Below are 21,281 nucleotides of genomic sequence, written 5' to 3'. Positions count from 1 at the left end.
GCTACGGTTTGAGATAGCTTGATTGAGATGCTGGTTAAGATACACAATAGCCCAATCTTATGTGCTCATGTTCGTCACCGCCTCAAACCTTCGTTTGTGATCCATGCTGATCGGCTACGCCCGCGTGTCCAAAGCCGACGGCTCGCAGTCGCTCGACCTGCAGCACGATGCCCTTCGCGCTGCCGGTGTCGAGCCAGGCAATATCTATGATGATCGTGCATCCGGTAGCCGTGATGATCGCCCCGGTCTTGCCGCCTGCCTGAAATCGTTGCGCGACGGCGATGTCCTCATCGTTTGGAAGCTCGACCGGCTCGGCCGAACGCTCACCCACCTGGTCAGCACGGTGCAGAATCTGTCGGATCGCGGTATCGGTCTGCGGGTGCTCACCGGCAAGGGCGCGCAGATCGACACCACGACGCCATCGGGCCGGATGGTGTTCGGCATTTTTGCCACACTGGCGGAGTTTGAGCGGGATATGATCCGCGAGCGCACCATGGCTGGCCTGGCCGCTGCCCGCGCGCGGGGACGCAAGGGTGGCCGCAAGTTCGCCCTCTCCAAGGCCCAGGTGCGGCTCGCTCAGGCTGCTATGGCCCAACGCGACACGTCCGTTTCCGACCTCTGCAAGGAACTCGGGATCGAGCGCGTCACTCTCTACCGCTATGTCGGTCCCAACGGGGAACTCCGGGATTACGGTCAGCGCGTGCTTGCTGCCAAAACGCGATGATGATGACGGGAGTGTCAACGGCGGAGCAAAACCCGGCCAGCGGGGCGGAGTAAAAGCAGGCCAGCGGTCGAGGCGTGATGACGATATGGAAAGGGCCCCGATCGGGGCCCTTTCCATATCGTCGCGACCGTTTTCTCCCGGCTATGGCGACGGGATCTCGCCGGTGTTCGGGTCGGCCGACACGGTGGCCTGGTTTTGCTCCGCCCTTCTGGCTGATCGCCGGCCGGCGGACTGTTTGAGGCGGTAGCTGTCGCCGTTCATGGTGAGGATGGAGACGTGGTGGGTGAGCCGGTCGAGCAGCGCGCCGGTAAGCCGTTCTGAGGCGAGGACCTGGGTCCAGTCCTCGAACGGCAAGTTCGACGTGATGATGGTCGAGCCGCGCTCGTAGCGCTGCGACAGCACCTCGAAGAGAAGTTCGGCGCCAGTCGCCGACAGCGGCACATAGCCGAGCTCGTCGACGATGAGCAGCTTCACGGCCGCCAGTTCCCGCTGGAGCTTGAGCAGGCGCCGCTCGTCGCGCGCCTCCATCAGCTGGTTGACCAGCGAAGCGGCGGTCGCGAAGGCGACGGTGAATCCCTTCTGGCAAGCAGCCAGGCCGAGCGCGAGAGCGACGTGCGTCTTGCCCGTGCCGCTGTTGCCCAGCGCAATGACGTTCTCCCGCCGAAGGATATACTCCGAGCGAGCGAGCTCGAGCACCAGCATCTTGTTGAGGCTGGGGATGGCTGTGAAGTCGAAGGTGTCGAGACTCTTCACCGCCGGGAAGCGGGCGGCGCGGATCCGCCGCTCGACCGTGCGCCGCTCCCTGTCGATGAGCTCAAGCTCGATGAGGCGCAGCAGGTAGCGTGGGTGGTCGACACCGTCGCGAGCGCATTCGCGCGCGACCTTCTCATATTCGCGCAGCACGGTCGGCAGCTTGAGCTGCTTGAGGTGGTGGGCGAGCAGCACCTGGGGTGTCCCGCCGGTCGTGCCGGTCGGCATCTTGTCGCCGGTCATGCCGCCAGCACCCCATAGTCCGCCGCCCGTGTCGTCTTCACGTCCGTCCGGGGCAGGTGCGGATAGGCGGCCAGATCGAGACGGGGCGGTCGCCGTTCGATACGCGCCAGCGCGATGAGCTTCACCGCGTCGAAGCCGATGGCGCCGAGCTGCACGGCCTGCGTCACCGCGTCGGTGACGACGGCGAGCGGCAGGGCTTCGAGCAGCCGCAGCACCTGGATGAACTCGCGCTTCCCCTTGGTGCCCATACGAGCTTCCAGAAGGTGGCGCAGATGCTGGAAGATCTCGGGCAGATCCCAGCCCTGCAAGGCGGCCGCCTGGTCGAGCGCGCCGGGCTTCTGCTCGATGAGCGCGAGATAATGCAGCGGGTTGGCGACGAATGCGCCCTCGCCATAGCTGCGCGGATGCCGGGCGATCTCCTCGCCGGCGATGCTGATGACCACCTCGTCGACGAACCCCTTCACCAGGACGTCGCGGAAGCCATAGACGGTTGGCACCGAATAGTCGTTGGTCCGATAGCGCACCAGCGCGGTCGACGATACGCGCGCCGACCGCTTCTCGCACGGCTCCAACGGCACCGCCGGCAAGGCCCGGAAGGCCTGCCGGTCGGCGACGAGGCGCTCGGCGATGGTGTCGGCATGGCGCCCGGCATGCCCGTTCTGTCGAGCCAGGCAATCCTTCGCCAGGCGCTCGTTCAACTCGTCGAAGCTGCGCGCTACCGGAATGGGCACCATGAACATCGCGCGGGCGTGCTTCACCAGCGCTTCGACCTTCCCCTTGTCGTTGCCCTTGCCGGGACGACCGAAGCGGTCGGCAAACAAATAGTGGCTGACCAGCTCGGTGAAGGCCCGCGTGCGCTCGCGCTTGCCGTCGCCGCAGATCCTCGCCACCGCGATCTTCAGATTGTCGTAGAGGATGGACAGCGGCACGCCGCCGAAAAAGGCGAAGGCCGAAACATGACCGTCGAGGAACGCCTCGGTCGTCTCGCGCGGATAGGCCTTCACGAAACACGCATCTGAGTGCGGCAGGTCCATGCAGAAATAATGGACCTTCTGCCGCATGCCGCCGATCTCTGCCCACGCCTCGCCGAAGTCGACCTGGGCATGGCCCGGCGGGTGTGCCAGCGGCACGAACGTCTCGCGGCTGCGTGCGCGGCTCTGCCGGACATAGTCCTTCACCACCGTGTAGCCGCCGCCATAGCCATGCTCGTCGCGCAGCCGCTCGAAGATCCGCTTGGCGGTGTGCTGCTGCTTGGCCGGCGACAGGCGATCCTCGCGCAGGATAGCGTCGATGACCGGCAACAGCGGACCTAGCTTCGGCTTCTCCGGCGGCTTCGTGCGCCGGTAGCCCGGCGGCAGCGAGAACGCGCACATCTTCGCCACCGTGTCCCGGCTCAGACCGAACGCCTTCGCCGCCTCCCGGCGGCTGTGACCTTCCACGAACACAAAACGCCGAACGGCCGCGTAACTCTCCAAGGCAAACATCCCCGCCGCCCCAAAACGAGCAGCTTACCACTGGCAGGATTTCTCTCCGCCGCACCGGCACCTATGCCGGCGCTCCCGTGGCCGGGTTTGTCACCGCCCTACACACTTTTAGCAGATTCTAGTATAGCAGTATATTTGTATACTCCTATCCGCCACGTGTAACGCGTCCCCTGCCCTTCTTCACGAACAGGTCGTCCAGTGCCTCACCCAACAGGTTCTGCACCGTCGTCCCTTCCTCGGCCGCAAGGATGCGGAGCTGCGTGCTGACTTCGGGGGCGAAATGTCCGCCGATCAGCTTGGTCCCCTGCCGCCCGGCCTGCGCGGGCTTCGCAACAGGTGGCGTAACGATCGGGGCAGGCGTTGCCGGTGTGTCACCGCCGACTTTGGCACGGTCGAGCATCGCCTGAAGCGTGTTGCCCTTCGCCATTACGCCGCCTCCATCTTGTCGTATAGGCGTATAGCTGTATACTCGTATAGACGATTGATTTCCGCTGCGGCCGGGCCGTTCGGCTCAAACTCCTGCACTGCCTGGCCTGCGGCCTGCGCGCGGAAGAACGCCTTGCGGTTGCCGATCGTCACCGGACAGACCGCCGCGCCCAGCTCCTCGACCGCCTTCATCGCATCGCCCGTCTCCTGTCCTTGGGGCGGAACGAATGTCAGCACGACAGCGAAAGCGCGATCGAGCTGCCGCACCACGTCCAGCGTGTGCGTCATGCTCATTGTGTCGAACACCGCTGTCTTGGTCGGCACGAGAATGAAGTCGGCGTGCCGCGCCGCCTCATAGGCAACATCACGCGCGACGGCCGCGCCGTCGATCACCACAAGGTCCGTGCCGGCGTCGGCACAGGCTTTGAGCATCGCCGCGAGCCGCACCGGCTGGATCGACGCGACGGCGGGCGTGTCGAGCTGGCGCACGTCTTTCCAGAACGAGGCCGTGGCCTGCGGGTCCAGGTCGATGATCGCGGTTTCCTTGCCTGCCTGCTCGGCCGCTACGGCAAGGCACGTTGCCAGCGTCGTTTTGCCGACGCCGCCTTTCTGCGACAGGATGGCGAGAACCTTCATGCTTCACTCCTACGGGTACGGCTTTATACTTGTATACTAATATACACTGCGCGAGAAGGGGAGCATCACGGCTCTGAATCGTCGCCGTCACTTTCCAGCGGGTCATGGTGCATCGGTCCATGCCCCTCGATCGGGCATAGCGGCGCGCCCGCCGTTTCTAGCCACTTGCGCGTGGTCCTCACCGTATAGCCGCACACCTCGCACTCGCATTTGAGCATCCGCGCTGCCTGCTTCTTCGGCGCGGTGGTCTGTCCGCCGGTATCGAGCCGGGCGTGGGGAAGGGGGCCTGCGGCGGCAAGGATCGGCGTGACTGCGCCAAGGAACGCATCGCCGGGGGTCGTCGCGCGCATCGGCTCGACCAGCCCCAAGCCCAGCGCAATACGTTTAAACGGCTTCCCGTGTCCGGCCGCGATGCCGACTGCGGCGTGGACGAGTTCGTGCGCGAGGTCCGGGCGGATGAAGATTTCAAAATGGCCGTCTGCGCTGCGACGGTTATCCCAGCACTCGCCGATTGCCTTGCCCTTGCGCCCGGCGCTGGTGAAGCCGATCGCGACCCGCACGCGGTCGGGCAGGGGGGTGTCCAGCGCCTCGAACAGCGGGGCCATGCCCACCGCCACCCGGTTCAGCCAGCTCTCGCGATTGTCCTGCTCCATGATCTTCTCCTTTCAAATCGCCTTCGGGGCGATGGCCTCGGCCATCGGCCCTGCCTCGTGGCGAACAGCGGGGGAGAGGGGGGCAATGGGAATCTGCCGGGGAGGTGCGGGCGCAGCGCAGCGAGCCACGGCCCGGCTGATTGCCGTTGCTGGGGAGAGGGGGCGGCGCTCCCTTTCCCCTTCTGACAAAGGATCTCCGCCGGCATCGCCGGCGTCCTCCTGGGCGGGGCGCGCTCCGCCCGCGCGAGCGATCGTTCGTTAACAGCGCCTTTGGTCAAGCCCTATTCTGCCTCTCCTGATCGCTTTCCGCTCTGGGTTGGCGGTGTCGCTGCCGGGCACAAGGTTCGTTCCGAGGTCGGCCGAGCCGCCTCACGATGGGTGTCCGTGGCTGGTGCCGCCTCAATGTCACAGCCGCGCGGGTCGATGCCGCTACGATCGCTCCGAGGTCGGCGCCGGCTCGCGTCTCGGCAAGGACGCCTCCCCGAGGGGAGTCTGGGCGTGAAGAGGAACGCGGTTATGCGGCCGCCCTCCACTCGAACTCGGTCCCGTCGGACCAGATGGCGTGCATCATGACCGCGAGCTTGCGCGCTACCGCCACCTGGGCCTTCTTGGGTCCGGTGCGCTCGGTCAGCCGCAAGCCCCACGACCGCAGCGGCGTCGGCTTGGTCACGCGGGTGAGGATGACGTTGGCCGCCTCGAACAGGTAGCTGCGCGTCATGCCGTCGCCGGTCTTGGTTATGCGGCCGGTCCTGTCCATCTTGCCTGACTGATGCACGCGCGGTGTAAGCCCCAGATATGCGCCGACGTCCTCCGAGCGCTTGAACCGTGCCGGATCCTCGATGGTGGAGTAGAACGCGAGTGCGGTGAGGTGGCCAATGCCGGGCACCGTCATCAGCCGGCTGACGGTCTCGTTCCCGCGCGCAATAGCGCGAAGCTGGCGGTCATACGACCTGATCTGATCGAGCACGGTGCGGAGCACGGCAAGGATCGGCATCGCGAAAGCGGCATAGGCCGGGTCGCGATCGACTGCCGCCGCGGCCCGGTGCGTAAACGTGCGCCCGGCCGTCTTGGTGATGATCAAGCCGAAGCGCTTCACAGCGCCTCTCAGCGTGTTCTCGAGTGTGCGCTTGGTCGCCAGCAGCATCCGGCGGCCGAGCAGCAGGCTCCGGGTCGCGTGCGCCGATGCGCCCCGGACCCAGGCTTCCCGATACCAGCCGACGCGGACGAGCTCGGCCAGGCCGCGCGCGTCGTTGCGGTCGGTCTTGTTCGACCTGGCGGAGAGCAGCTTGTGCGCATGACGGGTCTCGATGCAGACTACGGGCAGCTCGGCTACCTCCATCGCGCGAAAGAGCAGCGCCGCGGTCTGGCCCGTCTCCAGCCCGATCCGCTCCGCGTCGCCCGCGTGCTCGCGGACACAAGCGATCAAATCTCCGGGCCGGCTCTTCACCTTACCCTCGAACCGGACCTCGCCACCGGCGTCCAGCACGCACACGCTCGTCTCCGCCAATGAGACGTCGAAACCGACATAGCTCGTCATAGGGGTGTCCTCCGTCACTGAGAGTGGCGGCGCGCCACCATGACGATCATGCGTCAGGCGGGCGGTCGCTGTTACCCCATGTCACCCGCATGGGGCGAGACGCCGGCACGGCGGCTCGATCGGAGCGCAGCGGAGATAGAGCGCGGCCCGTACGGGCGTGCTCGATGCCTTGACGAACCGCCACATGGTAACATATACGAAACCAATGGTGCTGAAGGAGTATGAGGACGAAGACGGGCGAAGCCTCTTCGGACTCTGGTTCGCCTCACTGGATGCGGTCGCGGCCGCGAAGGTGGCGGTGGCACTGAACAAGGTCGAACGCGGCGCGATCTCCAACGTCAAGCCGGTCGGGGAGGGCGTCTCGGAATACAAGATCGACTTCGGGCCTGGCTACCGCATCTATTTCGGGATGGACGGCCAAGCCCTCGTCATTCTCCTGATCGGCGGGACGAAGAAACGTCAGCAACGCGACATCGACACCGCCAAGTCGCTGTGGACGGACTACAAGGCGCGGAAGAAAGGAAAATCGTGATGGCTCTCACCCGCAACTTCAAGGACACCGTGCGCGCTCGCGTCCAGGCGGACCCGGCGTTTCGCTCGGCGCTCCTCACCGAAGCCGTGAATGCCTTCCTCACTGACGATATCGCCACCGGCAAGGCGGTCCTGCGCGATTACATCAAGGCGACGGTCGGATTCGAGGAACTGGCAGAACGGACCGGGCGGCCGTCCAAGAGCCTGATGCGGATGTTCAGCCCGGCAGGCAATCCGGCCGCCGACAACCTGTTTTCGGTTATCAGCACGCTGCAACGCGCATCCGGCGTGACGCTGGAAGTGCGTGCGGCGTGAGCGGGCATCGCATGGCCGCAGAAACCTTGTATACGCGTATACCCTAAGCGAAGTTTCCGCTTTCGTTCTACCCTCGGCTGACTCATAGAATCGTCATGCCGATCGCGCACGAACATCGTTGGCTCTATCCGATCGACTGGCGCGAGCTGTCTAACCTCATCCGGTTTCGCCGCGCCAACGGACGTTGCGAGCATTGCCGTCGCCCGCACGGCCGCGATGTGCTGCACCTCGGCGATGGCATCTGGTGGGACGAAGATGCGACACGCTGGCGCGACGGGCAGGGCAGGGGGGTTCGCCGCCTGCCTACGCCAGACGATCTGGCGCGCGCGCAACCCGGCCTCGCGGGCATCGACCCGCCCGCCCATCTGCGCATCACGCGCGTGGTCCTTGCCAGCGCACACTTGAACCATGATCCCGGCGACAACCGGCCGCGTAACCTGGCCGCGCTCTGCCAGCGTTGCCATATGGTCCATGACGCCCCCGAGCATCGTCGGCGCCGGTGGCTCAATGCCTTTAGGGTGCGCGCAATCGGCGACCTGTTCGCCTGAACCTGCCGGGCCGTAGGCCGGCCACAGGGTTGGGTGGGTGGGACAAAGACGCGGCCGTCGATCGACGGCCTCCTGCTAAGTTGGCTGGCTCAACGAGCTGCGCCCGCCCGGTATGTGCCGATAGAGCGTCGATGGCTGCACACCGAACTGCTGCGCGACCTCCTCGACCGTAATGGTCCGATCGGTGAGCATCGCCTTGGCGCGTTTGATCTCGGCCGGTCCCATCGCCGGCTTGCGCCCGCCACGCCGACCTAGAGCCTTGGCCTGGGCAAGCCCGGCGTGGGTGCGCTCCAAGGTCAGCTCGCGCTCGAACTCGGCGACGGCCGCGAAGACGTGGAAGACGAGCCGCCCGCCCGAACTGGTGGTGTCGATCGCCTGGGTGAGCACGCGAAGGCCGATCTCGCGCTTGGCGAGATCTTCGGCCGTCTCGACGAGCTGCCGGACGGAGCGCGCCAACCGGTCGAGCTTCCACACCGCCAACGTGTCGCCGGCGCGGAGATAATCAAGCGCGGCTTTCAGCTCCGGTCGATCGCGCTGCGCACCCGACGCCTTCTCCATGAACACTCGCTCGCATCCGGCGTGCCGGAGCGCCTCGATCTGTAGGGCAGGGGACTGATCGCGGGTGGACACGCGGGCGTAACCGACGAGCAAGGACTTTCTCCGAGAACTCGACACAACCTAGTCGCATTTCGGAGATAGAAACAAGGGACGGTTTCAAGAGGCGGGAAGGGCCGTTTTAGCGACCTCGGCCGCGATCGGCGCGGCTCTCGCGCGAACGACCGTTCGCGGGAGATTACTCGAAATCGACGCAATGCCTCCCGGATTGTCTATTGCGATGCATTACCAACTTCTCTACTCAGTTGAGAATAGTTCGCAAAGGGGCGGTGTGGTGAAAAAATCTGGTTTTGCAGCTATGTTCAGCTTTGGGGTGATTGCCGTCCCAGCAGCGGCTCAGGCTCAGGATCAGCTTGCCTTGGCGCAGGGAAGTCCCTCGCAGACGATCATCGTGACCGGCGTTCGGGACGGCTACCAGGCTGATACGACCAGCACCGCCACCCGCACGCCGACGGAGCTCAACGACGTCCCCCAATCAGTCTCCGTTATCACGGAAGCGCAGATTGACGATCAGGCGATGCGCTCGATCGCCGACGTGCTTCGCTATGTACCCGGCGCGGTGATCTCTCAAGGCGAAGGCCACCGCGATCAGATCATCCTGCGCGGTAACAACAGCACCGCGGATTTCTTCGTCGATGGCCTGCGTGACGACGTGCAATATTACCGCGGCCTCTACAACGCAGAGCGGATCGAGGTTCTGAAAGGCCCCAACGCGATGATCTTCGGGCGCGGCGGTGGGGGCGGGATCGTCAACCGCGTCACCAAGCGCCCGGGTGCCAACGCCTTCATCAGCAGCAGCGGCTCGGCGGACACATATGGCGCATGGTATGTCGATACCGACATCAATCAGCCGATCAGTGGGTCCGCCTCCGCTCGGCTGAACGCCGTTTACGAGGAGTTCAGCAGCAACCGCGACTTCTACGACGGACGCCGGTTTGCGATCAATCCCACCGTCGCGCTCTCACTTGGCGCCACCACCCGGATAGACCTGGGCTTCGAATACAATAATGACAAGCGCACGATCGATCGGGGCGTCCCCTCAGCTACGCAAGGCTCTCTGACGAGCCCCTCCCGCCCCCTCACCGGCTTCCGCGACACCTTCTTCGGTGTGCCGGGGTTCAACGTCAGCGATTTCGAGGCCAAGGTTCTGAGCGGGCGCATCGAGCATCGGTTCGGCGACAACCTGATTCTGACAAGTCGGGTCCTGTATGGCGACTATGACAAGCTCTATCGAAATGCCTTCGCGGTAACCCCGGTCACCCTGCGCGGGGGCGTCCAGAGCGTCGGCCTTGAAGCCTATAGCGATCCCACGACGCGCAAAAACCTGCTCAACCAGAACGATCTCGTCTGGACGGTTACGACCGGACCCGTTCGCCATGTGCTGCTCGCCGGCTTCGAGTTCGGCGATCAGCGCACGCGCAACCAGCGGATCAATGGCTTTTTCGAAAGCGGCGATATCGTGAACGGGGGCCGGCGCGTCTTTGTGGGATTAGCCGACCGGATCACGGTGCCGCCGGTCACGCTGCGCACCACTGCCAATACCGGCTACCGGTCGATCCGGGCAAATACCGACGCCACTGCCTTCTATGTGCAGGACCAAATCTCGATCGGCGAACATGTCGATGTTATCGGCGGCGTTCGCCGCGACCGCTTCAAGCTCAGAGTCGACGACCTGGTCGCCGGGCAGAGCTATAGCCGGACGGACACGCTCTGGTCTCCCCGTCTAGGCGTGGTGCTGAAGCCGGCGCAACCCGTATCGATCTACGCCAGCTATAGCCGGTCCTTCCTGCCCCAGTCCGGTGATCAGTTTTCATCGCTCGACATAACAAGCGCCGCGCTAGAGCCAGAGAAATTCGACAATTACGAACTTGGCCTCAAATGGGATATTCTTCCAACGCTTAACCTGACCGCTGCCGTCTACCGGCTCGACCGCACCAACACCCGCGCGACCGACCCCAACGACGCCACGCGCACGGTGCTTACGGGCGCGCAGCGTAGCAAAGGGCTTGAGATCGGCCTCAGCGGCGCGATCACACCCCAATGGCAGGTCAGCGCGGGCTATGCGCTGCAGGACGCGAAGATTCGCAAGTCGACGAGTGCGGCTCCTGCCGGGCGCGAGGTTCCGCTGGTTCCTAAGCAGCAGGCCTCGCTCTGGACCCGCTACGACTTCACCCCTCGCTTCGGGGCCGGGGTCGGCGTCTACCACCAGTCAAAAAGCTTCACCTCCATCAGCAATACCGCCGTCCTGCCTGCGTTCACCCGCGTCGATGCCGCCGCGTTCTTCAAGCTCACCCCCAACATCGAGGCGCAAATCAACGTCGAGAACCTTCTCGACAGCAACTATTTCTCGTCCGCTTACAACGACAACAACATCATGCCCGGGGCGCCGACGACGGCGCGAGCGACGATTAGAATGAGCTTTTAGACAAGGGCTTTTCCCGATGGTGCTGGATGCTTTCACCACAGTGGTTCAGCATGCGCTAAACCGCCTCCTCGGTGGGAGCATACACAGACATGGCCCCTCCATTTCCTCCAGAAGCCGATAATGTCGGTCCATCTACTGAGCCGCTACCCGTTCTTGGACCATTCCGCTGGCCGTCGCCCAACTCCTGCGGACAGCGGAATGGTCATGTGCCGCTGCCCGGCTCACGAGCAATATCGACGGCTTGTTGCCAATCGCGCTATCTGGTCGCGACAAATATCGACATATGCACGGCCATGCCGTTGCCCGCAGCCGCCACGCACATAACATAATAGTAGCCGCCTCGCCATGACCTGGCGAACACCATGGTTGCCGCCGTAGCTGCGCTCTGCCTGCCAACAAAGGTGAAACAGGGAATTTTGAAACAGCGGGACGCGTGGATTGCCGGCCTGCGTGCGAGCTGTGAACGATTGGACGCAATGGAAGAGTGCGCCGCCGCGCCCGGGGGGAGGGGCCGCTTCGTGACATTCGTTCACGTCGGATTCGAGGGGTGTTCGCCGACCGTGCGTATTGGATGTGAGCACGACGGAGGAATGAACATGGATATGGATTTAGACAGCGCGTTGCGCCGCCTTGCCGAGCAGCCGCTTCATCCCCGGCTCGCTGAACTGGAAGGCGATGTCATGCGGTTGATCGCGGCGGAGCAGCGCGCGGGCGGCGGGGTGACGCTGCGGTCCGGCATGCTGGCGGCGGTAGGCGCGGTCGCCTTGGGAGTAATGGGCGGCGGATTGTCGTCCGCAGCGGCGACTGCGCAGGTGCCGACGCTAACACCCTTCGGGCCTGCCACGCCGTTGGCGCCTTCGACCTTGCTTGCGTTCCAGTGACGAGCGGCGCCCGGCGAACGATGCTGATCGCGTTCGTGGCGGCGGTCGCAGGCGTGTGGGCTGGACGCGAGATGTTCCCATCGCCACCGAGCCCGGGCGTGGAGCTTCACAGCTTGCTCCACGACGGGCTCGGGTTGGACGAGGCTCAACGGACCAAGCTCGAGACGCTGGAGTCCCGCTTCGCCGTTCGAAGGCGTGCCTTGGAGCTGGAACTCAGGGCCGACAACGCGCGGCTCGCCGACGCCATCGAAGTCGAGCATGGCAATGGGCCGCAGGTCGCGGCGGCCGTCGATCGTTCGCACGGCGCGATGGGCGAGCTCCAGAAGGAGACGTTGAACCATATGTTCGCGATGCGGCAGATCCTGCGGCCCGACCAGGCGAGGACGTTCGACCGCGCGGTGGTGAAGGCGCTGACCGCAGACGCGCGGTGAGTCTTGAACTTTCGGCCTGCACGGACGGCGAACTCGCCGCCTTGACGCTCGCTGGACGTCAGGCCGCCTTCGCCGAGATCATGCGCCGGCACCAGGAGCCGGTCTACCGCCTGATCCGTGCACATATCGGTGACGCTGAAGAGGCGCTTGACCTCACTCAGGAATGCTTCGCGTCCGCCTTTCAGAACCTGCCAAGATATGACGGAGATCGGCCGCTCGCTGCGTGGCTGGCCCGCGTGGCGATCAACAAGAGCCGCGACTGGCATCGGCGGCGTCGCATACGCCAGATATTATCGTTCGCCTCTTCGCTGCCGCCCGAGACGATGGAAAGTGAGTGGGACGAGGCGCCAGGCGCCGACGCGGTAACCTTCGATCGCGCAGAACTAGTCCGGCTTTCGCGCGCGGTGTCCCAGCTGCCGGCCACGCTTAAGGAGACGCTCTTGCTGCGGACCGTGGAAGGCTTGTCCCAAGGGGAAACTGCCGCCGCGCTGGGGATCAGCGGCAAGGCCGTGGAGACGCGGCTCCGGCGCGCGCGAATAAAATTGTCGAATATTCTTAATTGCGCATGAGGGGGCGGGCTGGTTCATGCGTAATAAGGGGTAATGTCAGCGGCGGCGTCCCCCGGCTGCAAGCATTGAATTGGAGTGAAGGAACAGCATGAGCCGCAATCTGAACCGGCGCGACGTGATGCGCGGAACCGCCATGCTCGGCGGCACGCTGGCCATGTCGGCCTATCTGCCAGCCTGGGCGCAACCTGTGTCGCGCGGCATCGCCAAGCCGCTGCCGACCGTATCAGGCACGGAAATCGCGCTGACGATCGACCGGATGAAGCTGGTCATGGACGGAATTACAACGCCCGCGATCGGGGTGAACGGCACGGTCCCGGCGCCACTCGTCCGCCTCAAGGAGGGCCAGAAGGTCCGGCTCGCGGTGACCAACAATCTTGACGAGGATAGCTCGATCCACTGGCACGGCCTCATTCTGCCGTTCCAAATGGACGGCGTGCCGGGCATCAGTTTCCCCGGCATCAAGGCACGTTCGACTTTCGTGTACGAATTTCCAGTCGTGCAGTCAGGCACCTACTGGTACCACAGCCACTCGGGCGAGCAGGAGCAGGGCGGGCTCTACGGCCCCATCGTCATCGATCCCGCGGGACCCGACCCGATCGCATTCGACCGCGAGCATGTGATCGTGCTCTCCGATCACAGCCAGATGACCGGTGAGGAGATCTTCCGCAAGCTCAAGCAGATGGGCGGTGCCTATTTCAACTATCAGCGCCCGACGCTGAGTGGACTGCTCGCCGGACGGGAAATGCCCCTCAAGGATCGCCTGAAGTGGGGGCAGATGCGGATGGACCCGGCGGACATCGCGGACGTCACGGGTTCGACCTACACCTTCCTGGTCAATGGCTTTGGGCCTTACGACAATTGGACGGGTCTCTTCCGGCCGGGGGAGCGCGTCCGGCTACGCATCGTCAACGCCGCGGCGCAGACCAACTTCAACGTCCGCATCCCTGACCTGCCAATGACAGTGGTGCAGGCCGACGGCCAGAACGTCCGGCCCGTCGAAGTGGACGAGTTCCAGATCGGGGTCGCGGAGACGTTCGACGTGATCGTGACGCCCGGCGACCGCGCCTACAGCTTCGTGTCCGAAGCGATCGACCGTTCCGGCATGGGGCGCGCCACCCTGGCACCGCGCGAGGGCATGATCGCCCCAGTCCCGCCGCTTCGCCCGCGCACGCTCCTGACCATGACCGACATGGGCATGGATATGGGAGGCATGAAGGGGATGGAGGGAATGTCGGGGATGTCCGACGAGAACCCGGTGGCGAAGCGCGGCCTCGACCCCACGGTCCAGCAGAACGCATCGCGTAACCTGTGGAAGCTAACCGGCTGGAAGGGACCGACTGACCACGGGGCGGTCGCGGTTGCGTCCGGGATGGCCGGCATGGCCGGCATGGATCATGGCCAAATGAACTCCGGCGCGATGGCGGGAATGGACCACAGCCAAATGGGTGTCAGCGCGTCGGGCATAACCCCAAGCCAGACGGGCAGCGGCGGCACCGCGGGGATGGACCACGGCTCCGGGGGCATGGACATGAACATGCGCAACCCGAAGAACGCGCCCGGCGTCAAGATGGGGCCGGGGGTGCAGACCATCTCGCCGATGCCGAAGGACCGCACGGCCGAGCCGCCGCAGGGGCTGGAGGACGTCGATCATCGCGTGCTCACCTATCGCGACCTTGTCGCGCTGGATCGCAACCCGGACGCTCGTGCCCCGGCGCGCCAGTTGGAGATCCACCTGACGGGCAATATGGAGCGCTATATGTGGGGCTTTGACGGCCAGAAGCTCAGCGACCCCGCCGACCCCATCCCGTTCCGCAAGGACGAACGCGCGCGCGTCACCCTGATCAATGACACGATGATGCCGCACCCAATCCACTTGCACGGGCACTTCTTTGAACTGGTGACCGGGCATGGCGACTTGGCGCCTCGCAAGCACACGGTGAATGTAGCGCCTGGCGGCAAGATGACGTTCGACGTGACGACCGATGCGGTCGGCGACTGGGCGTTCCACTGCCACAATCTCTATCACATGACCGCAGGGATGATGCGTGTCGTGACCGTTCGCCCGATGGGCGAGGAGAATCGCGATGCAGCTTAAGCTCCTCCTGATCGCGAGCGGCGCAGCGCTCGGCCTGGCAACCCCGGCGGCCGCGCAGATGGACCATTCCAATATGCCCGGCATGAAGATGCCGCCGCCAAAGACGCCAGCGGTGAAAAAGCCTGCCGCTAAGAAGCCAGCAGCGACCAAGCCCGCCGCGCGCAAGAAGTCCGTGAAGCCCGCCGCCAAGTCGACACCGCGCGCGAAGGCGGGATCGGGGGCCAAGCCCGCCGCAAGTCGGTCCGCCAAGCCGCCGGCCCCTGGAGCGGTCGTTGCCGATCCTCACGCCGGTCATGACATGACGGCCATGCCGGGCATGACTACGCCTGGAGCCAACCCCAATCCTGGTGCCGGGCACGACATGTCGGCGATGCCAGATACCTCCGGCGGTGCCGCCCCCGGCCAGCCAGGTGCCATGCAGGGCATGGACCATGGTTCGGGCGCTATGCAAGGCATGGCAGGTCACGACATGGGAAGCATGCCTCCTTCGGCGACCGGCACGACAATGGTCGGGACCAACCTGCCGGCCGGCAACGCTCCGCCGCCGCCCATCCCGATGGATCGGGCCGCAGACCAAGTCTACTCTGCCCCCGCCATGGCGCATTCGCAGCAGCATCTGCAGTCGATGCACGGCGGCCAGAATTTCTCGCAGGTCATATTTAATCTGGCCGAATACCAGGTCCGCGACGGTCGCGACGCCTATCGATGGGATGGCGGTGCCTGGTACGGTGGCGACATCAATCGCCTGGTTCTTAAAACCGAAGGCGAAGGGAACTTTGGGAGAAGCCTGGAAAGGGCGGAGCTGCAGGCGCTCTATGCACGGGCGATCGGACCCTTCACCGACTTCCAGGCCGGGATTCGTTACGACTTCAAGCCCAACCCCTCCCGTGTCTACGCTACGGTTGGGTTCGAGAGCCTGGCCCCAGGCTTTTTCGATGTGGAGGGCGCACTGTTCTTGTCTAGCAAGGGTGACGTGCTCGGCCGCGTTGAAGGGTATTACGATCAGCGTATCACCCAGCGCCTGATCCTCCAGCCTCGTCTCGAAGCGGAATTTGCGGCGCAAGACGTTCCGGAAGACCGGATCGGCTCGGGCTTGTCGGACCTCGAGCTTGGCTTGCGGCTGCGCTACGAGGTGAAGCGCGAGTTTGCCCCTTATATCGGTGTTTCATACGAGCGCAGAGTGGGCCGCTCTGCTCGTTTTGCACGCGAGGACGGCGAGGATGCGTCATCGACCAGCCTTGTTCTGGGCATTCGCACATGGTTTTGAGGCCGATTGGGCTTTGTTGCGTTGACTAAGTCCAAGAAGGAGCAGGCAATGTTTAAGACACTTACAGCTCTGGCTCTGGCGGCGATGGCAGCGAGCCCGGCTTTGGCTCAGCAGCAGATGCAAGGCATGGACCACTCGAAAATGCAGGGCATGAACCACGACAACATGCCTGGCATGAACACGCCCTTCATGCCCGCCGAGATGGCGATGCACGAGAAGATGATGAGGGCCAAAGGCGCCAATGCAAATGAGACGTGGGCCCGCAAGATGATCGAGCATCACCGCGGTGCGATTGCCATGTCGCAGATCGTTCTCCGCGAGGCGCCCGATGCGAAGACCCGGCAAATGGCTCAGAAGTCTATTGCCGAGCAAAACAAGAGCATCGGTGAACTCCAGGCGATGCTCCGGTCGATGAGCAAGCGACCTCAGTGATAATCTTCGTTCCTCCCGCCCCACGAGGGGCGGGAGGAATGACCAAGGAGTTTTTCCATGAAGACAGCTTTACGATCCGCGCTTACTGCCGCAGCCTTGTTGGTTCCGGTTGCCGTCAGCGCGGCCACCCCGATCGTTATGCACCGCGATCCCGGCTGCGGCTGTTGCGCCAAGTGGGCAGCGCAGGTGCAGCGGCAGCTCGGGCGCCAGGTGCGCGTCGTCGATGATTCCAATCGCCCGGCGCTGCAGAAGCGCGCGGGGGTCCCTGCGGACGTCTCGTCCTGCCACACAGCAATCGCCGATGGCATGGCTTTCGAGGGCCACGTGCCGATTGCCGATATGAAGCGGGCTCTCGCGACCCGGCCCAAGGGTGTGCGAGGCCTCGCGGTCGGCGGTATGCCGCTCGGCTCGCCGGGAATGGAAGTGCCGGGCGTCAAGACGCAGGCCTATGACGTGGTCGCCTTCGGTCCCGGCGGGCGCCGCCTGTTCGCGCGCCACGGCAGCTGATCGGCGGTTTTTTCAGGCTAGCGGCGCAGGACCCGGCCGCCGCAGCCGGCGTAGCTCCACGGTCCAGTTCGTCTGAAAGAGCAGGCGAAGAGTTCACAAAAGGATTCGGACGGGTGAGGAAAACGGGAATCGATGAACACGGATCAAGGGGTCGGGTGATGGGCGGTAAACGAGGCGGGGCCTTCGCTTTGCTCCTTGCGGTTGCAATGTCAGTAAGCACGTCGGCATCGGCTCATGAAGATCACGATGCGCTCGGGGCCGGTCCCGGGCCGGCCGCTAACAGCGCAGGCGAGACTCAGAAAAAGGATGGAGCAGACGCTGGCGACGGTCACATGGGGATGGGCTCTATGTCGACCGTGGACATGAACATGGCCGGCCGCGACATCGCCGGCGATGACATGGACATGGGCGGCATGCACGAGGAGACCGCTAACAAGAACAAGAGTTTCGGCGAACGTCTTGTGAGTTGGCTGGGTCGGCTGCACACCATGGTCATTCATTTTCCCATCGCACTGTTCATCGGTGCGTTCGGGGTGGAGCTGTTCGGGTTGTGGCGCCGCAACCGGGACTATCAGCATGTCGCACATATAATGTTGGTCGTCGGAGCGCTGGGAGCAATCGCGGCGGCGTTCCTGGGCTGGTTCGCAGGCGGGTTCTACCTGACCGACCGCAACCCGATCCTGATGACGCATCGCTGGCTCGGAACGTTGATCGCGGTCTTCGGCGTTGCGCTGGCTTGGATGGCAGCGCGCCACCGTAAGGGTCCCGAGCGGTCGCGGACGTTGTACTGGGTGTTGCTTGGCCTGATGACGCTGGCGATCTCCATCCAGGGGTTCCTTGGCGGAACCTTCATGCATGGCGGAATAAACCACTTGGCGTTCTGACCCAGTCCGGCTGTGTGCGTGAAGCGGTCGTTTCCTGAACAGGGACCGTCGAGGACGCGTCTCCGCCAAGGACGCGTCCTCGGCTGATCAGCGGATCGACTGAACCGCTTCGTTGCAAGCCTGTTCGCAGCGGCGACAGTGTTCAGCGCAGATGCGGCAATGCTCGTGCATGCTCGCATGCTTCTCGCACTCCTCCGCACACAGCCCGCAGGCGATGGCGCAGGCTTGAAGAGCCGCGACCAGCGCCTGCTCGTTGCTGCCGGTGCGGCGGGTGCCGAGCGAGCCTGCCGCCAAGCAGATGTCGGCGCAGTCGAGGTTCAGACGAATGCACTGGCGAAGCTGCGCGACCATCTCTTCCGCCAGACAGGCATCAGCGCACGACGTGCAGGTTTGAGCACATGAGTAGCACTCCTCGAGACAGCGGATCAGTGCATCGTTCGTGCTTCCTTTCACGTCCGGATGCGTCGCGATCATCTCTTTCATGTGGTGCATCGTTCTCTCCTGTTCAGGCAGTGGTCTCACCACCTGTCGAAGCAAGAGGTTACAAACCTGAATGTTCCGGCCTTTGCGTTGGACCGTGCGGCCGCTTTGGCGTGTCGAGTAACCTCTGGCGCTGGTGGTAGCGCACCGTCTCGACGCCCATGCCGCCTGCGTGAGCGAGCCCGGGATCGTAGTGCGGGAATTTGAACGGAGAAGGGCCGTGTCGCCGATCGTCGTGTGGGTACGAATCAGCGCTGGGTGGCGGCTTTACTCGTTGCACTGCCAATAGCTCGCGCTAGGTCGGCAGTACGCCCCGAGCGGGACACAGCCCGGCCATGGCGGATGCCAATCCGCTGTCGCTGTCGCGCAACAGGTTATGGATTGCGGTCGCAGCGATCGCTGCTTGTCCGGTCGCGACGCTGATCTGATCGAGCCCTTCCACAACGTCGCCAACCGCGTAAAGGCCAGCAACAGAGGATTGTTGGTGGGCGTTGGTCAGCACGCAACCTGATTCGCTGAGCTTCGCGCCCAGCGAAGTGGCAAGCCGCGTTCGAGGCGACGAGCCGAGCGCAGGGTAAAGCGTGTCGAATTGTAGCCCCAGGCCGTTGGCCAACCGCACCTCGACACACTCGCCCAGACGCAGCTGCTCGACAGGCGAAGGCGCGACATCGATGCCCTGCTGGTTCAGCTTGGCAAATTCCATTGGAGCGAGGTCGAGCGACCGTTCGGCGAGAAGCGTGACCTTGGCGCCATAAGCGCGCAGAAATTCGGCTTCTTCAGCGCCATGGCCGTCGCAGCCGAGCACCGCCACGTTCATCCGCCGAGCCTCATAACCATCGCAAATCGGGCAGTAGCGAATAAGACCACGCGCGACGCCGATGTCATGCATCGCATCGGGCATCTCTGGACGTCGATTGACGACCCCGGTCGCGAGGACCACGGTCCGCGCGTACATGACGTTCAGTCCGCAGCTTGCCGAGAAATGGTCGCCTGATGCGACAATCGCGTCGATCTCACCGCTCTGGATCGTACCGCCATATTCGTGCAGCTGAGCTTGCAGGCGCGCAAGAAACGTGACGCCGGAAATGCCGCCGGGAAATCCTGGAAGGTTGTGCGAGCGCGGGATGGAGGCGGCGCGCCCTGCCGCCGTGTCGAAGACGACGCAGCTCCTGAGAAACCGGGACAGATAGATCGCGGTCGTGAGGCCTGCGGGACCGCCGCCCACAATCAGACAGTCGATGACCTCCTCGGGATCGCCAGTCCAGCCTTGATTGGTCAACCGCAACCTCATCATTACCCCGCGCAAGCGCCCGTCAGGCCCGCGGCGACAGCTCGTCCGGACGGGAAGGCGCAGTGAAAAGCGCTCTGTACTCCCTTCTGAATACGCGCCTCCCCCGCTAACCCCTCATCGAGAGGCGCGGCGGCACGAAAAAGATCGTGAGGGGTGAAACGTCCGGCTGCGTAATACAAGTGAACCCAATGGAAATGGAGATTGCCCAGATGCGTCGCTTGTTCATCACGACTGCCGCCGCCGCCTTGTTCTTCGCAGGCGGCGTCGCAAACGCGCACCCGAAGCTGGTATCCGCCAGCCCCGCCGCCAACGCGGCGGTTGCGACCCCGGAGAAGATCAGCCTCCAGTTCAGCGAGAAACTCGTGCCTGCTTTCTCCAAGGCCGAACTGATCATGGCCGCGATGCCTGGCATGGCGGCCATGAAGATGCCGAGCAGCGCCGCGGTCGGCTCCGACGGGCGTACGCTCACGATCATCCCGAAGCAGCGTCTCCCGCGTGGGCGTTACAACGTCGACTGGCAGGTCGTTTCCGGCGACACGCACAAAATCACTGGCAGCTACACCTTCACGGTGAAGTGAGCGGATGATTGACTGGCCGACCGTCGCCATCCGCTTGGCGTTATACCTCGTCCTGGCGGTGCTGTTCGGCCTGTCGGCGTTCAGCCTCTATGGCCTTCGGCTCGGCGAGCGCGAGGATGCAATCGCTCTGCGGCCTTGGCTTTCGGGAAGTGCTGTGCTCGGGTTGCTGCTCTCAGCCGCTGGCCTGATCCTCATGGCCTCGTCGATGGCCGGATCTCCATTCTGGCCGGTCGACGAGGCCGCGGTGGCTGCCTTGCTCGGAGGGCCACCGGTTGGCTCCGCCTGGAAGGTGCGCATGGTAGCGCTGGTCATTGCCGGGGGCGCGGTCCTACTGGCGCGAGGCAGAGCATCATGGCTGGCGATGGCCATGATTGCCGCCGCTACGGCGTTGGCGACACTCGCGTGGAACGGGCACGGTGCCATGGACGAGGGAAGCACCGGATGGCTTCACCTGGGCGCGGACATTCTCCATCTCCTCGCAGGCGGTATATGGGTTGGCGCACTGTTCGGATTGCTTCTCCTGATGATGCGCCGCGCCGAGGCGATCGATGCCGCGCACCTTCAGCTTACCCATCGGGCGCTGCACGGCTTCGGGGCGGTGGGCACGCTCGTGGTTGCCATTTTAGTGATCACCGGCTTGATCAACAGCTGGCTGCTCGTGGGCCCAGCCAATTTCACGGCCTTGGGCACGACGCTCTACGGCTTGCTGCTGCTCGCCAAGCTGGTCTTGTTCGCAGCGATGCTGGGACTCGCGTCGCTTAATCGGTTCCGCCTCACGCCGGCCTTCGAACGCTCGATTGCCATGAACGATCATGACGGAGCGCTTATGACGCTGCGGGTCAGCCTGGCGGTCGAGACAACCTGCGTGATTGGTATCTTGGCGCTCGTAGCATGGCTCGGCACCCTCGCACCGCCCGCATCGGGCATGTAGGTGAGGTTAGCTCTGCTGGGTCTGTTGATGTATTCAAAGGTGAACGAA

Annotated in this window: 24 protein-coding genes; 15 read left to right on the top strand and 9 right to left on the bottom strand. The window is 64.2% G+C overall.

Annotation, left to right across the window (positions count from 1 at the left end):
• Positions 1 to 103 precede the first annotated feature (103 nt).
• Positions 104 to 724: a recombinase family protein gene (locus NX02_RS30100; protein WP_008832583.1), complete on the top strand. Its 621-nt coding sequence runs from the start codon at positions 104 to 106 to the stop codon at positions 722 to 724.
• 141 nt (positions 725 to 865) lie between these two features.
• On the opposite strand, the gene istB is transcribed toward NX02_RS30100, so the two are convergent.
• From istB to NX02_RS30070, 6 genes are all read right to left on the bottom strand, one after another.
• Positions 866 to 1,717, bottom strand: coding sequence for an IS21-like element helper ATPase IstB (gene istB, locus NX02_RS30095; RefSeq protein WP_425424012.1), 852 nt, complete (start codon positions 1,715 to 1,717; stop codon positions 866 to 868).
• Entirely contained in the window at positions 1,714 to 3,201 is a 1,488-nt protein-coding gene (gene istA / locus NX02_RS30090; RefSeq protein ID WP_039996352.1) for an IS21 family transposase, read from the bottom strand. The genes istB and istA overlap by 4 nt, the downstream gene beginning before the upstream one ends.
• A 145-nt stretch (positions 3,202 to 3,346) precedes the next feature.
• Entirely contained in the window at positions 3,347 to 3,628 is a 282-nt protein-coding gene (locus tag NX02_RS30085; protein WP_047100392.1) for a ribbon-helix-helix domain-containing protein, read from the bottom strand.
• Positions 3,628 to 4,263 carry a ParA family protein gene (locus NX02_RS30080; protein WP_047100391.1) on the bottom strand — a complete coding sequence of 212 codons (636 nt, stop codon included), beginning with the start codon at positions 4,261 to 4,263 and terminating at the stop codon, positions 3,628 to 3,630. The genes NX02_RS30085 and NX02_RS30080 overlap by 1 nt, the downstream gene beginning before the upstream one ends.
• Positions 4,264 to 4,328: 65 nt before the next feature.
• Positions 4,329 to 4,916 carry a transcription elongation protein SprT gene (locus NX02_RS30075; protein WP_047100390.1) on the bottom strand — a complete coding sequence of 196 codons (588 nt, stop codon included), beginning with the start codon at positions 4,914 to 4,916 and terminating at the stop codon, positions 4,329 to 4,331.
• A gap of 514 nt (positions 4,917 to 5,430) precedes the next feature.
• Positions 5,431 to 6,453 (bottom strand): IS110 family RNA-guided transposase, encoded by a 1,023-nt coding sequence (locus NX02_RS30070; protein ID WP_047100483.1) that lies wholly within the window; start codon positions 6,451 to 6,453, stop codon positions 5,431 to 5,433.
• A 205-nt stretch (positions 6,454 to 6,658) separates the two neighbouring features.
• Here NX02_RS30070 and NX02_RS30065 point away from each other — a divergent pair, with 205 nt between their 5' ends.
• From NX02_RS30065 to NX02_RS30055, 3 genes are all read left to right on the top strand, one after another.
• Entirely contained in the window at positions 6,659 to 6,985 is a 327-nt protein-coding gene (locus NX02_RS30065; RefSeq protein ID WP_047100389.1) for a type II toxin-antitoxin system RelE/ParE family toxin, read from the top strand.
• Positions 6,985 to 7,299 (top strand): helix-turn-helix domain-containing transcriptional regulator, encoded by a 315-nt coding sequence (locus NX02_RS30060; RefSeq protein WP_047100388.1) that lies wholly within the window; start codon positions 6,985 to 6,987, stop codon positions 7,297 to 7,299. The genes NX02_RS30065 and NX02_RS30060 overlap by 1 nt, the downstream gene beginning before the upstream one ends.
• 95 nt (positions 7,300 to 7,394) lie before the next feature.
• Entirely contained in the window at positions 7,395 to 7,847 is a 453-nt protein-coding gene (locus NX02_RS30055; RefSeq protein WP_047100387.1) for a hypothetical protein, read from the top strand.
• A gap of 75 nt (positions 7,848 to 7,922) precedes the next feature.
• Here the strand turns inward: NX02_RS30055 and NX02_RS30050 are convergent, their stop codons facing one another.
• Positions 7,923 to 8,498: a recombinase family protein gene (locus NX02_RS30050; RefSeq protein WP_047100386.1), complete on the bottom strand. Its 576-nt coding sequence runs from the start codon at positions 8,496 to 8,498 to the stop codon at positions 7,923 to 7,925.
• Between the two features lie 238 nt (positions 8,499 to 8,736).
• Between NX02_RS30050 and NX02_RS30045 the strand changes: the two genes are divergently transcribed.
• From NX02_RS30045 to NX02_RS30005, 9 genes are all read left to right on the top strand, one after another.
• A complete protein-coding gene (locus tag NX02_RS30045) occupies positions 8,737 to 10,887 on the top strand; it encodes a TonB-dependent receptor (protein WP_245648923.1) in 2,151 nt (716 codons plus the stop codon).
• Between the two features lie 362 nt (positions 10,888 to 11,249).
• On the top strand, positions 11,250 to 11,768 hold the full coding sequence (locus NX02_RS33840) for a hypothetical protein (protein WP_245648922.1): 519 nt from the start codon (positions 11,250 to 11,252) through the stop codon (positions 11,766 to 11,768).
• 20 nt (positions 11,769 to 11,788) lie between these two features.
• Positions 11,789 to 12,199, top strand: coding sequence for a periplasmic heavy metal sensor (locus NX02_RS30035; RefSeq protein WP_047100384.1), 411 nt, complete (start codon positions 11,789 to 11,791; stop codon positions 12,197 to 12,199).
• A complete protein-coding gene (locus NX02_RS30030; RefSeq protein WP_047100383.1) occupies positions 12,196 to 12,768 on the top strand; it encodes an RNA polymerase sigma factor in 573 nt (190 codons plus the stop codon). The genes NX02_RS30035 and NX02_RS30030 overlap by 4 nt, the downstream gene beginning before the upstream one ends.
• A gap of 88 nt (positions 12,769 to 12,856) precedes the next feature.
• Positions 12,857 to 14,863 (top strand): copper resistance system multicopper oxidase, encoded by a 2,007-nt coding sequence (locus NX02_RS30025; protein WP_047100382.1) that lies wholly within the window; start codon positions 12,857 to 12,859, stop codon positions 14,861 to 14,863.
• Positions 14,853 to 16,130, top strand: a complete 1,278-nt coding sequence (locus NX02_RS30020) for a copper resistance protein B (RefSeq protein ID WP_047100381.1) — start codon at positions 14,853 to 14,855, stop codon at positions 16,128 to 16,130. Before NX02_RS30025 ends, NX02_RS30020 begins: the two co-directional genes overlap by 11 nt.
• Before the next feature lie 48 nt (positions 16,131 to 16,178).
• Positions 16,179 to 16,562, top strand: coding sequence for a DUF305 domain-containing protein (locus NX02_RS30015; RefSeq protein ID WP_037472990.1), 384 nt, complete (start codon positions 16,179 to 16,181; stop codon positions 16,560 to 16,562).
• A gap of 57 nt (positions 16,563 to 16,619) precedes the next feature.
• Positions 16,620 to 17,069 carry a DUF411 domain-containing protein gene (locus tag NX02_RS30010; protein ID WP_047100380.1) on the top strand — a complete coding sequence of 150 codons (450 nt, stop codon included), beginning with the start codon at positions 16,620 to 16,622 and terminating at the stop codon, positions 17,067 to 17,069.
• Between the two features lie 347 nt (positions 17,070 to 17,416).
• Positions 17,417 to 17,953, top strand: coding sequence for a DUF2231 domain-containing protein (locus NX02_RS30005; RefSeq protein WP_084718461.1), 537 nt, complete (start codon positions 17,417 to 17,419; stop codon positions 17,951 to 17,953).
• A gap of 87 nt (positions 17,954 to 18,040) precedes the next feature.
• Here the strand turns inward: NX02_RS30005 and NX02_RS30000 are convergent, their stop codons facing one another.
• The gene (locus NX02_RS30000; RefSeq protein ID WP_202392498.1) at positions 18,041 to 18,436 is read right to left on the bottom strand and encodes a four-helix bundle copper-binding protein; all 396 of its coding nucleotides are present in this window, start codon (positions 18,434 to 18,436) and stop codon (positions 18,041 to 18,043) included.
• A 292-nt stretch (positions 18,437 to 18,728) separates the two neighbouring features.
• Positions 18,729 to 19,712, bottom strand: a complete 984-nt coding sequence (locus NX02_RS29995; protein ID WP_338112977.1) for an NAD(P)/FAD-dependent oxidoreductase — start codon at positions 19,710 to 19,712, stop codon at positions 18,729 to 18,731.
• A gap of 221 nt (positions 19,713 to 19,933) precedes the next feature.
• Here NX02_RS29995 and copC point away from each other — a divergent pair, with 221 nt between their 5' ends.
• Both copC and copD read left to right on the top strand, forming a co-directional pair.
• Positions 19,934 to 20,302 carry a copper homeostasis periplasmic binding protein CopC gene (copC, locus tag NX02_RS29990; RefSeq protein WP_037475981.1) on the top strand — a complete coding sequence of 123 codons (369 nt, stop codon included), beginning with the start codon at positions 19,934 to 19,936 and terminating at the stop codon, positions 20,300 to 20,302.
• A 4-nt stretch (positions 20,303 to 20,306) separates the two neighbouring features.
• Positions 20,307 to 21,233 carry a copper homeostasis membrane protein CopD gene (gene copD / locus NX02_RS29985; protein WP_037475979.1) on the top strand — a complete coding sequence of 309 codons (927 nt, stop codon included), beginning with the start codon at positions 20,307 to 20,309 and terminating at the stop codon, positions 21,231 to 21,233.
• Positions 21,234 to 21,281: the final 48 nt, after the last annotated feature.

The organism is Sphingomonas sanxanigenens DSM 19645 = NX02 (assembly GCF_000512205.2).
Classification (GTDB): Bacteria; Pseudomonadota; Alphaproteobacteria; order Sphingomonadales; family Sphingomonadaceae; genus Sphingomonas_D; species Sphingomonas_D sanxanigenens.
This window is presented reverse-complemented; position numbering and strand designations above follow the sequence as displayed.

Excerpts from the sequence above, each read along its gene's own strand:
- istA (WP_039996352.1), bottom strand. The coding sequence starts at position 3,201 with ATGTTTGCCTTGGAGAGTTACGCGGCCGTTCGGCGTTTTGTGTTCGTG.
- NX02_RS30080 (WP_047100391.1), bottom strand. The coding sequence starts at position 4,263 with ATGAAGGTTCTCGCCATCCTGTCGCAGAAAGGCGGCGTCGGCAAAACG.
- NX02_RS30075 (WP_047100390.1), bottom strand. The coding sequence starts at position 4,916 with ATGGAGCAGGACAATCGCGAGAGCTGGCTGAACCGGGTGGCGGTGGGC.
- NX02_RS33840 (WP_245648922.1), top strand. The coding sequence starts at position 11,250 with ATGGTTGCCGCCGTAGCTGCGCTCTGCCTGCCAACAAAGGTGAAACAG.
- istB (WP_425424012.1), bottom strand. The coding sequence starts at position 1,717 with ATGACCGGCGACAAGATGCCGACCGGCACGACCGGCGGGACACCCCAG.
- NX02_RS30005 (WP_084718461.1), top strand. The coding sequence starts at position 17,417 with ATGTCGACCGTGGACATGAACATGGCCGGCCGCGACATCGCCGGCGAT.
- NX02_RS30025 (WP_047100382.1), top strand. The coding sequence starts at position 12,857 with ATGAGCCGCAATCTGAACCGGCGCGACGTGATGCGCGGAACCGCCATG.
- NX02_RS30070 (WP_047100483.1), bottom strand. The coding sequence starts at position 6,453 with ATGACGAGCTATGTCGGTTTCGACGTCTCATTGGCGGAGACGAGCGTG.
- copD (WP_037475979.1), top strand. The coding sequence starts at position 20,307 with ATGATTGACTGGCCGACCGTCGCCATCCGCTTGGCGTTATACCTCGTC.
- NX02_RS30015 (WP_037472990.1), top strand. The coding sequence starts at position 16,179 with ATGTTTAAGACACTTACAGCTCTGGCTCTGGCGGCGATGGCAGCGAGC.
- NX02_RS30100 (WP_008832583.1), top strand. The coding sequence starts at position 104 with ATGCTGATCGGCTACGCCCGCGTGTCCAAAGCCGACGGCTCGCAGTCG.
- NX02_RS30065 (WP_047100389.1), top strand. The coding sequence starts at position 6,659 with ATGGTGCTGAAGGAGTATGAGGACGAAGACGGGCGAAGCCTCTTCGGA.
- NX02_RS30035 (WP_047100384.1), top strand. The coding sequence starts at position 11,789 with ATGCTGATCGCGTTCGTGGCGGCGGTCGCAGGCGTGTGGGCTGGACGC.
- NX02_RS30055 (WP_047100387.1), top strand. The coding sequence starts at position 7,395 with ATGCCGATCGCGCACGAACATCGTTGGCTCTATCCGATCGACTGGCGC.
- NX02_RS30085 (WP_047100392.1), bottom strand. The coding sequence starts at position 3,628 with ATGGCGAAGGGCAACACGCTTCAGGCGATGCTCGACCGTGCCAAAGTC.
- copC (WP_037475981.1), top strand. The coding sequence starts at position 19,934 with ATGCGTCGCTTGTTCATCACGACTGCCGCCGCCGCCTTGTTCTTCGCA.
- NX02_RS30000 (WP_202392498.1), bottom strand. The coding sequence starts at position 18,436 with ATGAAAGAGATGATCGCGACGCATCCGGACGTGAAAGGAAGCACGAAC.
- NX02_RS30020 (WP_047100381.1), top strand. The coding sequence starts at position 14,853 with ATGCAGCTTAAGCTCCTCCTGATCGCGAGCGGCGCAGCGCTCGGCCTG.
- NX02_RS30060 (WP_047100388.1), top strand. The coding sequence starts at position 6,985 with ATGGCTCTCACCCGCAACTTCAAGGACACCGTGCGCGCTCGCGTCCAG.
- NX02_RS30010 (WP_047100380.1), top strand. The coding sequence starts at position 16,620 with ATGAAGACAGCTTTACGATCCGCGCTTACTGCCGCAGCCTTGTTGGTT.